This is a genomic window from Methanoregula sp. PtaB.Bin085 (genome assembly GCF_002067035.1).
GTDB lineage: Archaea > Halobacteriota > Methanomicrobia > Methanomicrobiales > Methanospirillaceae > Methanoregula.
The window spans coordinates 281,934-293,939 of record NZ_MVQB01000013.1; the positions used below are offsets into that span (position 1 = coordinate 281,934).

Below are 12,006 nucleotides of genomic sequence, written 5' to 3' on the forward strand. Positions count from 1 at the left end.
CATATCCATTGAAGGTACAGTATCAAATTACTTTGCATTCAGGGAGGAAAGCGTGTACCCGTCCTTTGACTTCTCAAGCACGATGCAGGCGCGGGCGTCGTCGATGGTAATCCCCCGGTTCTCCCTGAAATGCTCAACAACCACAGTCCACGGGATCAGGAATGCTTCGCTGTCTTTTCCGGGCCCCTGCCGGAACTCAACCGCGAGGTAGCCGTTCCGGCCTGTTTTTGCAAGAAACTCCGTGATCGCGTCCACCTGGTGGACCTTGTTTTTGCCTGAATGGAAGTGCTGGGAGAAGTAGAGTTTCCTGTCAATGATGGACCTGCATTCGATCGAGATGTTATAGGAGGGGTTTAGGGAGTCGGCGAGCACGTCAACGGACTGCTTCGCGAACCGGGACTGCCTGAGCCGGTAGGCAAAACCCTGGATGTGATGCGTTCTGAAATACCGGTTCATGCAGTTGACGATTTCCCGCTCGAAATCACTCATCGGGTACACGTGGGATATACGGTAAAAAAAGAGTTGTGAAAACGTCTAAGGAAACGTTCCGTGTGTGCCTGCTGTTGCAGTAACACGAAACGGGAAGAAATATCGATAAAAATTATTACTAACAGTACCAATTTTTCATACAGTGTGGCAGATACGCCGGTGCCGGGATCGCCCGGCCGGGTAACAACATCCGCCGACATCTGATCGAGGATTACTGTATGGGAAAGAAGGGAATGTTACTCGTGGGACATGGGAGCACCATGCCCTACAACCAGGAACTCGTGGAGAAGACCGCCGAATTCATCCGGGCAAAGAACCCCGGGTATATCGTGAAGTGCGGTTTCATGAACATGAACAAGCCCACGATCAGGGAGTCGCTGGACGCATTCCGGAACGAACCGATCGAAGCGCTCGTTATTGTCCCGCTCTTCCTTGCAAAGGGCGTCCATATCGAAAAGGATATTCCCGGGGAGATCGGCCTGCCGGAGGGTGTCAAGAAGGGCAGTTTTGTCCTCAACGGGAAGTCAGTCCCTCTTGTGTATGCGGATCCGATCGGGAGCGACCCGCTCCTTGCCGACCTGATGGTCAAGAACGCGAACAGGGCTCTTTCACTTCTCTGATCTTTTTTGTATGGATGTCCTGGTACTGGATACGGTCCATGGCGGAAAGGAGATTGCGGCAGCCTGCAGGGAGGCAGGTCATGCTGTCGATGAAGTGGATGTGTATCACGGCACAACTCCTGAAGAAATGGAAAGGGCGCTGCACCGGGACTATTCCCTTGTCATCGCACCGGTCCATCTCGACCCCGGTCACCCGCTCCTTGCCCGGTGCAGGGGACCGGTGATCACGCATCACGATGCAGTGCGCAGGCTTCTGGGGAATCATCTTCCCTGCCCGATGATCGAGATTACCGGGGCCCGGGGGAAGACGACGACCGCCCATGCGCTTGCCCATATCCTCTCCGGCAGGGGCGTCCTGCATACATCAGCCGGGACATATGCCTTTCCGGACAAGAGTCTGCTCTGGAAAAAGAGCATCACACCGGCATCGGTAATCCCGGCAGCACGGCACGCGGCCCGTATGCCGGGCTGGCTGGTTGCCGAGGTCTCGCTGGGCGTGACCGGCGCAGGCGACCTCGCAATCCTCACATCGCCGGAAACATACCCGTTTGCCGGAGGGAAGAAAGATGCAATCCGTCAGAAGGCGGCCTCGGCCCGGCAGGCAAAACGCGTGCTGGTTGCGGAGGGTGTTACGGCGGATCCTGAAAATGCTGTCCGGGTCAATGACATTGCGAGGTGCGATGGCATGCAGTGCACGGTTGCATATGACGGCAGGGAGAGCACCATTGAAAATCCCCTCTTCCTGCTGCCCCCCTACCGCACCCCGCTGATGCTCGCCGCGGCGGCAGCAATGATGCTGCATGTCAGCCCGGCCCCGCTCAGCACGTTTGCCGCACTGCCGGGGCGCATGTCGCTTTCCTCTGAAAACGGCATCACCATAGTCGATAATTCCAACAGCGGCACGAATGCTGAAACGACCCTGTGCGCTGCCCGGTACGCCCGGCATTGTTCCGGTGTTCACGACCTGACGCTCGTCATCGGCCAGGCCGAAGACGACGGGGCTGTCTGCGAAGGTTTTGCGCCCGACCGGATCGCAGATGCGATCCTGAAGGCAGAACCCTCCCATGTTGTCTGGATCGGGCGGTATCCCGAACCCGGAACCGGTGTGTCGGGCTTGCCGGAAGGGAAGATCGATGCCATTTGCCCGAACCTTGCACAAGGCCGCGCTGCCGCGCTGCGCATGACAAAAAAAGGCTCAATTGTCCTGTCCGTAAAAACCTGGAGATAGCTGATAACCATGAAGTACATGCATCCCCGCCCCAGCTCGATTGTTGCCGCGCTCTACACCGCGCGGGACCTGAAAGCCGACGTCGCGATCCTCCACGGGCCGTCCGGCTGTTCCTTCAAGCACGCCCGCCTGCTCGAGGAGGACGGAATGCGGGTTCTTACAACCTCGCTAGCCGACAACGAGTTCATCTTCGGCGGCACGAAAGCGCTCGAGGACGTGCTCCGGTACGCGGAGAAGACGTTTGCGCCGCACCGGATGGCGGTTATCGGCACCTGCGTGGCAATGATCATCGGTGAGGATCTCCAGTCCGCCATCGACAGCGCCGGTATCACGACCCCCACGATCGCAGTCGACATCCATGCCGGGTATCTCGAGAACATCGCCGGAGTACTCTCCACGCTCGAGGCGGCAGAACGGGCAGGTTGGATCACGTTCGGGGAGCTCGAGCGCCAGCGGTTCATGATGAACAAGGCTACGGAAGTCGAGCGCCTGCGCGGCGCTGCCTGCCAGTCATATATCGAGCCGTCGCGGGGCGACCTCAAGCACCGGGCTGCTGCGCGCCTGCTCGAACTGGCAGGGAGCGGGAAGAAAGGCGTTGCAATCCTCAATGCCAAGAAAGAGACAGCGTACATGTTTGCCGACGAGCTCATTGCGCTGCACGATGCATGCCCTGTCGCGGATGTCACCTATATCGCCAACCTTGACCAGCGCGGACTTCCCAAGGTACGCGCGGACGCTGCAACGATCCTGGCTGAGATGAAGTCAAAAGGCGTGGAACCGGAGCTCATCGGGGCGCTGGACGAGTATGGCGCGAACGGCGACAACCTGGGGAAACGGATCCGCGAGATCGCCCCCGCGTTTGCCCTGATTGCCGGTGTCCCGCACGCGATCCCGGAGGAGTACACAAAGGGGATCGAGTGCTTCTCCATTACAAACGGCCCGCGGCAGGTTGCCCCGCTCCACGCGCTCGGTCACGAACATGTCATGGTGGAGATTGACCTCCATCCCAAGACGCTCGGTGTCAGGAACATTGTCGAGAGCGAGTTCGGGGCCGTGCTCCGGAGCATGGCATGAAACAGATCCTGATCACCGGCGATCGGTCGGGCAGCGGCAAGACGAGCATTACGCTCGCGCTCGCGGCCCTGCTCTCAAAAGAGCATATCGTCCAGACCTTCAAGGTCGGGATGGATTATATCGATCCGTCGTACCTCTCCGCTGTCTCCGGCCGCCCGTGCCGGAACCTTGACAGCTTCACGCTGTCCGGCAGTCAGATACGGGATATTTTCCGGTATGGCTGCCGCGGGGCAGACATGGCCATTGTTGAGGGCGTCCGCGGGCTGTACGAGGGAGCCGAGGCCCTCACGGATACCGGCAGCACAGCAGCGATAGCAAAGACGCTTCACCTTCCCGTGATACTGGTCGTGTCGGCCCAGAGCATCACGCGGAGCTCAGCAGCGATCGTGAAGGGATTCCAGGCCTTTGATCCCAAAATCCGTTTTGCCGGTGTCATCCTCAACAATGTCCGGGGCGGTTCCCACACGGCGAAGGCTACAACCGCCATCGAGCATTACTGCGGCATCCCGGTTATCGGTGCAATTCCCCGGATGGAGGAGATGCAGCTTTCCATGCGCCACCTCGGCCTTGTTCCGTGGCGCGAAGGATCCGGGCAGGGGGACTTCGATGACCGGATCGGCACTATCACGGAGATGATCGGGCAGTATGTTGATCTTGATCGGTTCGTTTCCCTCATGAAAGAGGACAGCATGCCGCAAAAGAAATCCCCGGTTTTCGACACGTTCCCGGATCGGGACGTGAGGATTGGAATCGCGCTGGACGAAGCCTTCAACTTCTATTACGCCGACCTGTTCGACATCCTGCACACTCTCGGCGCAGAGTATATCCCGTTCAGCCCGGTTCACGACCGCCTTCCGGAAGCCGACGGGTACATTTTCGGCGGGGGGTATCCCGAATTGTTCATCAGTCAGCTTGAGGCCAACGACCGCATGCGGGAAGCGGTGAAAGAGACCGCGAAGAACGGAGTCCCGATCTACGCGGAATGCGGCGGGCTGATGTACCTCACGGAACGCATGACGCTCAGGAAAGGCTGGCAGGGATCCGCTGCAGACCAGTGTGCCGGGATGTGCGGCATCTTTACCGGGGAGACGCGGATGCCCGCACGCCGTGTTGTCAGCTATGTCGAGGGCATATCGGAAGCAGCATCACCGGTTGGCAGGGCCTCGTTCCGCGGTCACGAATTCCACTACTCCGATGTATCGCTCAACAAGGATACACGGTTTGCCTACCGGCTCTCCCGGGGTGTCGGGATCCGGGACAATCGCGACGGGGCTGTCGTGAATAATACCCTGGGGAGCTATACCCACCTGCACCCGGTGGCGGGTGCGGGCATGTTCCGGCATTTTATTGGATTGTGCCGGGAGATACGCTAATCTTTGGATCTTCCTGTTCGGCACATCCGGAAAATGCCGGAAAAGTCCCGCGGCTATTCTTATTTCATCTTCAGGGGTTTATCAGTAACAACCGGAGCCGCCCTGTTGGAAACCGGTACAGGAACCGTTGTCTGTACCGCTGTCAGCAATGCCCCGGCAGACAACGCACCGGTATGGCTGCCAGCAGATGAATTCTCCCTGCCGGTATCGAAAATACCCGCAAAGGACAGAGGCAGGATTGTGCCTGTATCCGGTGAAGAATTCGCTCCGGTATACATTGGGTTTTCGGATCCTCCTGTCATGATAAAAAAAACGGCACTCAGGACAAGGATGATAACCGCCATCCCTGCTGCAGCTTTCCAGGAGATTCTTCGTCTGAGGAGCGATAACAGCCCCTCGGGCTGTACCGGCATTTTTTTCCGTCCGATTTCCCGGTGAGCCACGGTCGCCCTCACGGCATTGTCCGGGCCGGAATCCCCGCTCCTGCCGTGATGTGACTGTCCGTGCGGCATCTCCCCCCGGAGGGGGCTGCCGCATTTTTTACAATACCTGATGCTGTCACCGGGGTTGGGATGACCGCAGGCCGGGCAGGTCGTTACCGGCTGTATGCGGGAATCCGGAGAAACCGGCCGGGCCGGAGGCACCAGCTGAACACCGCAGCGGTCGCAGAAGTGTGAATTCCGATCGGGTTGCGACCTGCCACATCTCGGGCATACCGGGTATTCTGCAGCTTCCTCGCCTTCCAGTCGTGCTCCGCACCGGTGACAAAAGAATGATACACCGGCGGGAACGCGGCCCCCGCACCGGCTGCACCGTCTCGTCATCAGTAAGGTATCCTCAATGCAGATAGAACGATGGTGATAATGAATTGGTATGGTGGTGATACTACCACTATTCAATCGTTCAGTAATGCACGGTAAAAAATGCCGGATCAGGAATGATCCGTGACATCAAAGTCAACGATCCTGTCCACGAACGCCGACATCTGCGACAGGACAACCGGATCAAGCCCCTTGTCCACGCAGAGAAAGATGCCGGAGATATCTGACAGTTTGAGCTTGTTGACAACAAAGTGCAGGAACCTGGATGCGGTGGCTGTGGGGATATGGATGAGGAGCATGCTGACCGAGTCGAATACGATGCATTTCTTCTGATCCGGGATCTCCTTGATCAGTTCCGTGATGGCAATCCCCAGATCCGTGAGATTGGCGGGGCTGTTGACGTATTTCACCCGCGGTCCCGGCGAACAGGCTCCGCCAGAGTACTGGGTCACTGCATCGATGACATAGTACTGATCCGGCCCGATCCCTTCCTTTGCATAAATCTTCGCGAGCACCTTCTGCGGCTGGTTGACCGTGATGATGAGGGGTTTACATCCCGACTTGAGGATCTTCTTCATTACGCTGATGTTCATTGCCTGGATACGGTCAGGCTGGGCAAGCATCAGGTACAGGAGGTTATCGGTATCGGTTGTCAGGCTGGTATCGTCTGGCACGGCCCGGTCACTTCCTTGTAACAAATTCCCTGAAGGCCGCGGGTATGTCGTCGCGATCCTCGACCGCCTGCCTGCTGAGATCCTCAAGGGTCGCAGCAACCTGCCCGATATTGTTGGCATGGATCTGGATCTGCATCCGGATGTCTTCGCGGTCAAATTCTCCGGATGTTACCCTGCCGGCGAGTGCCTGCAGTCCCTGCTGCAGAAGTTCCAGCGGCTTCTTTGCGCGCATCATTGATTCATTCAGGTAAGCGATCAGGGCACCTTTACGCTCTTCTGCTTTTTTCCGGTCGATGATATCGATAAAACTCTCGATCAGGTACTCTTTGCCGTCCATCTCTGCCTTCGCAACTGTTTTAAGGATCGGGATCCTTTCCCCTCTCGCGTTGATAAGTGCCCTCTCGATATTGCGGATATCCTGGTGCATGTCCGTAACCGGGCACTGCCCGCACTTTGCAGGGCAGACATAGTCATGGCATACGCTGCCGACCAGCTCCTTTTTTGTCCGCCCGATAAGATCTTCGGCGATCGGGTTGGCATCAATGATGGTATGCGTTGCAGGATCGATGATCAGAATCCCGGTCTGAATGCGATCAAAAACCATCCTGAAGACATCGTTGCAGTTGTCCGGTTTTTCCGGCTTTTGGGATGAAACCTGTTTTTTTCCTGCCATGTCCCTCCGCTCCAAATGGTGTGTTGCGTGGTGAGTTCTATGCATTGTGAACCTTATGAACATTCTTCCTTTCTCTCATCGCCTGAACTGCACCAGATCGCACAAAACCCGATCAAAAGAAAAAACTACAAGTACCCCTGCATCGCATGAACAGGTATGATCATCTATATTGACGGGAAGTACCTTCCGGAGGACCAGGCAAAGATCTCGGTTTTCGATCACGGGTTCCTGTACGGCGATGGTGTCTTTGAAGGCATCCGTGCCTATAACGGAAAAGTGTTCCGGCTCAAGGAGCATATCGACCGGATGTATGATTCCGCAAAGACCATCGACCTGACGCCTCCGATATCCAAGGAGGAGATGACGGAGGTCATCTGTGAGGTCCTGAGAAAGAACAAGCTCGACAACGCCTATATCCGCCCCATCATCAGCCGCGGCAAGGGGGATCTCGGCCTTGACCCGCGCAAGTGCCCGAAGGCATCGGTTATTGTCATTGCCGTGACATGGGGAGCGATGTACGGCGACCTGTACGAGAAGGGACTGAAGGCCGTGACCGTTTCGGTCCGGCGCAACCCTGCAGAGTGCCTGCCGCCGAATGTCAAGAGCCTGAACTACCTCAACAACATCCTTGCCAAGATCGAGGCAAATTACAAGGGCGGGGACGAGGCTATCTTCTTCGACACCAACGGTTACATCTCGGAAGGCTCCGGGGACAACCTGTACGTTGTCAAGAACGGGGAGATCATCTGCCCCCCGACTCTCAACAACCTCCGCGGCATCACCCGGATGGTCCTTCTCGAGACTGCACGGGAACTGGGTATCACCGTGAAGGAACAGAACCTCGGGTACTTTGATATCTATACGGCCGATGAGCTGATCTGCACGGGCACGGCAGCAGAGGTTGCCCCGATCACGTGGGTTGACGGCCGCACCATCGGCAGCGGCAAGCCGGGCCCGGTGACACGGCAGCTGATGGCCGCGTTCAAACGCGTCACCGAGACCGAAGGATATCCCATAGCGAAAAAGAAATAAGGCCGTTACTGTCCTGCCCTGGCACCAGGCGCAGGACTGTCATTTTTCCGGCTCTGGCGATACATGCATGAACCGGTAAGGTTCACATTTGAGGAATGAAAATACATTTTTTGGATATGTATGAGGACCACAGGGCCGGGTCGGAAAACTCCGTTCTTCTTTTGTTCCGATGACTGATGACAATCAGCATTCTGATGAACCCCCCGGACTCACCGGCATGGTGCGGCCAGAACAGGATCCGGAAAATGCTCTTTGAAAGATGCCGAGAAAGCCTCAAAGAGGTGTCGATCGTTGCATACATTAATATCGGCAAAAGAGGGTCGGAAGCAGGTACTCCCGGCAGGAGAAGGACGATACTACTCACTGAATCCTTCAGGATTCATCGGTTTCAGCAGCATGAATCGTAAGGAGATAGGGGGACACCAGCTCCTGCTGAAATGGTTCCACCGCGGAAAGACTGTGTCAGTAATGCTCCCGATTACCGGGTATGTACCTGACTGACTAAGAGCGTACTTAATAACTTTTTTCCATCTCCGGCGTGAGGTACCCGTCCGATCAATCGGATCCCGATTGAAAAATTGCGGGCAGGGGGTGCGGGGTCGATTGAAAAAAATTTTCCGGCAATCGCTTCGCGCCAGGAACGAGCCTGAGCTGATCGTAGTATGAATGCTTCCTGTTTCATACCCGATCCGGATATTTTTGAAAAGAGATCCTGCAGACATGAGAGAAGAAACCTTCCCGGGGATCGCCCGGAGGTTGATTATTCCCCTGCAGGATATATGAACGGGCATCCTGCCGATATGATCGTACTGTAAGAGAAGCCGCCCGGTTTATTCGATCCTGAGGATCTCCGGATAATAGAGCTTGAGCAGCTGCTCGAGGTGGATGTAGGCTTTTTTGTGATCGGTATAGACACGGAACGTCTCGCCGTTCCTCATCCTGAAGGTAATGTGCCCGGCAAAGAGGAGGGGTTTTTTCATTTCGATGGTCATGATGTCCTTGCGTGCAACTTCGAAGACCTTCAGGTGCAAGAGCTCTTCGATGGACCTCGGGTGGGTATCGACCGTTGTGCCGAAGAGCTCGTCGATGATGAACTCGCCGAACTGCATCTCCTTGGTCTGGACCGCGTCTAGTTCCGGGTTGTGGATGACAAAGATCCGCTGGTCTGTTGCATAGATCCCGTAACCTCCGGTCGTGGAACCGATCGCCCCGGCGATGACTCCCATAACGCCGTCACCGGGAACCTTGACCGTGATGCTGGACAGGCCGCCGATATACTGCTCTTCTTCAAATCCTTTGATGATGGTATTGATGTTCGGCTGCTCCGAGTAGAGGATAGACTGGATGGCAGCAATCGCTGCCCCTTTCGAGTCGTAGATGCCCGTGCCTTTTCCCCAGATAAGCATCGACTTGCCCCGGATTGTTACGCTCTCGAGAGTACCTATGAACGTGTCCCCCTCGCGGGTGATGGCAGGGAGTTCGCCATGAACCTGCGTATCCGGCGGCATGATGATGAAATCGATCAGCATCGGCTTCCTCTCTCCGTAAAACGGGAAGGAGTACTCGTAATCACCCTTGCCGATCATATCTTTCGGCTCAATGCCGGTGAGCCGGGCGATTGCCTTGTTCCACGCGATAACGATGCCCTGGCGGTCAACGGAAAATATCGGGTACGGGACGTTCTCGATGGATTCAGCAATCTCCCGGCACTGCCCCTGGCTGACCGACAGTGACGGGTGGATCGGGATGCGGGGCATGTTGGTGGTTACTTCGTGCGGGACATCGCGGAACGGGTCGCAGGGCTGCAGTTTGCCGACAAGATCGAGCACCCGTATCTCGTCAAGCCATTCGAGATCTGCATCGTCGAGTTCCTCATCCACACGGACGACATTGGGATAGAAGAGGTTCAGCAGCTGTTCCAGATGGGTGAAGGCTTTCTTGTGGTCCACGTAAATCCGGTACGCGCCGCCGCTTGTTGTCCGGATGATCAAAAACCCGGCAAGGAGGCGTGGCGTCTTCATCTCGATGGACGTGATATTGTTGCGCCAGACCTCGAAAACCTTGATCTTCTCGAGTTCGGCAATGGAACGCGGACGGGTGTCGACGTTCATCCCGAACAACTCGTCGATGATGAACTCCCCGAACTGGACGCCGTCGTGCCGCATCGCGTCCAGCTCGGGATTGTGGACAACGAGCAGGCGCTTGTCGGTCGCGTAGACCCCGTATCCCCCGGTGGCTGAGCCGATTGCACCGGCGATTGCTCCGCCGATACCCTCGCCCGCCACCTTGAGGATAATGCTGGAGATGCCGCCGATATAGTGCTCCTCCATCTCATCAAAGAGCCCGTCTTCGCCAAGTTCCTCGCTGACAAGCAGGGACTGGACAGCGGCAATGACGCTGCCCTTGCTGTCCAGGATAGCTGTCCCTTTTCCCCACACCTGCATGGGTTTACCCTGGATCGTGAGATGCTCAACTTCGCCGTTGTAGGTATCACCGTCCCGGGTGATGCCGGGGAACGATTCGATGTCATGACCCGATGCAGCCTTGAGGATGGCGTCGATCAGCATCGGGCGGGGTTCTCCATAGATCGGGAAGGAATAGGCGTAATTCCCCTGCCCGATCATGGTCTTTGCATCGATACCGGTCAATTCCACCATGGCAAGGTTCCATGCAATAACCACGCCGTTTTTGTCGATGGCGAAGATCGGGTACTGAACCTGGTTGATCGAATCGGAGAGGTTTGCAAGCTCGGCCACCGGGCCAGGCCCGGCCGACGGCGGGCTCACGACCGGCTCTTCACTGCCGGCCTTCTGTTCAAGGGATCCGCGGGGCAGGATTTCATCAAGTCGCACGACATAGGACAGGTCCCTTCCCTGAGCGAGATACTCGGAAACCTCCCCTTTGTCATTGAAAAAGGCCCGGTAACTCCACTGGAAGAGGAGCGGCTCGCCTTTGTTGTTGAGCACGTGGTGCTCGATATAGGTCCCGGGATACTGCGGTGTCAGGGACGCAAGGCGTTTCTGGATACCCTCCCGTTCATTTTTCGGGATGATGGAAAGGAAGTTTGTCTGCGGGATCTCGCCCTCTTTCCTGCCGATGAAGTATGCATATGCGGAATTCGCAAGCGTGCAGGACCCGTCCGTCAGGAAACAGCAGAGGAGATCCGGTTGCTGCTCGACAAGGGAACGGTAGCGCGTGTCGGTGCCGGACACCTGGCGGTTGATACGCCGGTTGTGGATGGATGTCCGGATGAACCCTTCGACTTTCCGGATATCGGTAACAACATCGATCCCTTTCTGGACATAATAATTTCCGCCGTTATTGAGGGTTTCGATGGCAACCTGGGCAAGGTGGCGGCCGGTGAAAATGATGAACAGGGCCTGGTCGTTCTGGGCGCGGATCTCCTTTAACAGCTGAATCCCGTCCATCTCCGGCATGGCATAATCAGAAATGATAGCATCGAACTGGTACTGGCTGATCAGGCCGAGCGCTTCCGAGGGGGTCGCGACACAGAAAACGGAAAAATCCGGCTTGCTCTCGAAATAATTTTTCAGGACCTCAAGCACGCTTGTATCATCATCAACGCACAGGAGTGAGATGGGCGGCTGGTTCTCAATAGGTGTCGACATGTCCGGTTTTCCTGCTTTTGTCTGTGCTGGTATATATGATTGGAATCTCTCCGGAATTATAATAAGGTATTGCGCCTGCCCCCGGGTACGCGAAGATCAGATATGACAGCAGCTGTTTAGTCGTTTCTCATTTTATTTTAATGTAACGAAATTTTGCCGTCTGAAAAAGGGCTGATTATTGTTTTTAATTGCATGCCCGTCTCGGATCTCCGGCCAAAGAAAGAACCGGCACCGGGAATGCAGAATCCCGAAAATCCGCTGGGAAACCGGGTTCCATAATCTATTTATGACGTCAGGTAAAATTAGTTAGAACGCGGCGCTGCTATAGTGTAGTCCGGCCAATCATGCGGGCCTTTCACGCCCGCGACTGGGGTTCGAATCCCCATAGCAGCA

The 12,006-nt window shown here is 56.3% G+C and carries 10 protein-coding genes and 1 tRNA gene; 6 read left to right on the top strand and 5 right to left on the bottom strand.

The genetic code is table 11. The features are described 5' to 3' along the window. Nucleotides 1-27: 27 nt before the first annotated feature. Nucleotides 28-489 (bottom strand): Holliday junction resolvase, encoded by a 462-nt coding sequence (locus A4E33_RS02170; RefSeq protein WP_292345970.1) that lies wholly within the window; start codon nucleotides 487-489, stop codon nucleotides 28-30. 218 nt (nucleotides 490-707) lie between these two features. Here A4E33_RS02170 and cfbA point away from each other — a divergent pair, with 218 nt between their 5' ends. Genes cfbA through cfbB form a run of 4 tightly spaced genes read left to right on the top strand, consistent with a single transcriptional unit; the run spans nucleotide 708 to nucleotide 4,784 of the window. Further along, complete coding sequence (gene cfbA / locus A4E33_RS02175; protein ID WP_292345971.1) at nucleotides 708-1,109, top strand: sirohydrochlorin nickelochelatase; 402 nt, start codon at nucleotides 708-710, stop codon at nucleotides 1,107-1,109. Between the two features lie 10 nt (nucleotides 1,110-1,119). Beyond that, nucleotides 1,120-2,337, top strand: coding sequence for a coenzyme F430 synthase (cfbE, locus tag A4E33_RS02180; protein ID WP_292345972.1), 1,218 nt, complete (start codon nucleotides 1,120-1,122; stop codon nucleotides 2,335-2,337). Between the two features lie 9 nt (nucleotides 2,338-2,346). Continuing rightward, complete coding sequence (cfbD, locus tag A4E33_RS02185; protein ID WP_292345973.1) at nucleotides 2,347-3,411, top strand: Ni-sirohydrochlorin a,c-diamide reductive cyclase catalytic subunit; 1,065 nt, start codon at nucleotides 2,347-2,349, stop codon at nucleotides 3,409-3,411. Then, nucleotides 3,408-4,784, top strand: coding sequence for a Ni-sirohydrochlorin a,c-diamide synthase (gene cfbB / locus A4E33_RS02190; RefSeq protein ID WP_292345974.1), 1,377 nt, complete (start codon nucleotides 3,408-3,410; stop codon nucleotides 4,782-4,784). The genes cfbD and cfbB overlap by 4 nt, the downstream gene beginning before the upstream one ends. A 59-nt stretch (nucleotides 4,785-4,843) precedes the next feature. Here the strand turns inward: cfbB and A4E33_RS14680 are convergent, their stop codons facing one another. The 3 genes from A4E33_RS14680 to A4E33_RS02200 all read right to left on the bottom strand — a co-directional run bounded on the left by A4E33_RS14680 (nucleotide 4,844) and on the right by A4E33_RS02200 (nucleotide 6,952). After that, the gene (locus tag A4E33_RS14680) at nucleotides 4,844-5,608 is read right to left on the bottom strand and encodes a zinc ribbon domain-containing protein (RefSeq protein WP_363053614.1); all 765 of its coding nucleotides are present in this window, start codon (nucleotides 5,606-5,608) and stop codon (nucleotides 4,844-4,846) included. Nucleotides 5,609-5,715: 107 nt separating this feature from the next. Further along, entirely contained in the window at nucleotides 5,716-6,279 is a 564-nt protein-coding gene (locus tag A4E33_RS02195) for a hypothetical protein (protein ID WP_292345976.1), read from the bottom strand. A 7-nt stretch (nucleotides 6,280-6,286) separates the two neighbouring features. Further along, the gene (locus tag A4E33_RS02200) at nucleotides 6,287-6,952 is read right to left on the bottom strand and encodes a PAS domain-containing protein (RefSeq protein ID WP_292345978.1); all 666 of its coding nucleotides are present in this window, start codon (nucleotides 6,950-6,952) and stop codon (nucleotides 6,287-6,289) included. A 156-nt stretch (nucleotides 6,953-7,108) separates the two neighbouring features. Here A4E33_RS02200 and ilvE point away from each other — a divergent pair, with 156 nt between their 5' ends. Next, the gene (ilvE, locus tag A4E33_RS02205) at nucleotides 7,109-7,984 is read left to right on the top strand and encodes a branched-chain-amino-acid transaminase (protein ID WP_292345980.1); all 876 of its coding nucleotides are present in this window, start codon (nucleotides 7,109-7,111) and stop codon (nucleotides 7,982-7,984) included. Between the two features lie 830 nt (nucleotides 7,985-8,814). Here ilvE and A4E33_RS02210 read toward each other — a convergent pair. Then, complete coding sequence (locus A4E33_RS02210; RefSeq protein ID WP_292345982.1) at nucleotides 8,815-11,613, bottom strand: PAS domain S-box protein; 2,799 nt, start codon at nucleotides 11,611-11,613, stop codon at nucleotides 8,815-8,817. A gap of 318 nt (nucleotides 11,614-11,931) precedes the next feature. Between A4E33_RS02210 and A4E33_RS02215 the strand changes: the two genes are divergently transcribed. Beyond that, nucleotides 11,932-12,006 (top strand) — tRNA-Glu (locus A4E33_RS02215).

Coding starts and splice junctions, on each gene's coding strand:
- A4E33_RS02210 (WP_292345982.1), bottom strand. CDS start 11,613: ATGTCGACACCTATTGAGAACCAGCCGCCCATCTCACTCCTGTGCGTT.
- A4E33_RS14680 (WP_363053614.1), bottom strand. CDS start 5,608: ATGACGAGACGGTGCAGCCGGTGCGGGGGCCGCGTTCCCGCCGGTGTA.
- A4E33_RS02200 (WP_292345978.1), bottom strand. CDS start 6,952: ATGGCAGGAAAAAAACAGGTTTCATCCCAAAAGCCGGAAAAACCGGAC.
- cfbA (WP_292345971.1), top strand. CDS start 708: ATGGGAAAGAAGGGAATGTTACTCGTGGGACATGGGAGCACCATGCCC.
- ilvE (WP_292345980.1), top strand. CDS start 7,109: ATGATCATCTATATTGACGGGAAGTACCTTCCGGAGGACCAGGCAAAG.
- cfbE (WP_292345972.1), top strand. CDS start 1,120: ATGGATGTCCTGGTACTGGATACGGTCCATGGCGGAAAGGAGATTGCG.
- cfbB (WP_292345974.1), top strand. CDS start 3,408: ATGAAACAGATCCTGATCACCGGCGATCGGTCGGGCAGCGGCAAGACG.
- A4E33_RS02170 (WP_292345970.1), bottom strand. CDS start 489: ATGAGTGATTTCGAGCGGGAAATCGTCAACTGCATGAACCGGTATTTC.
- cfbD (WP_292345973.1), top strand. CDS start 2,347: ATGAAGTACATGCATCCCCGCCCCAGCTCGATTGTTGCCGCGCTCTAC.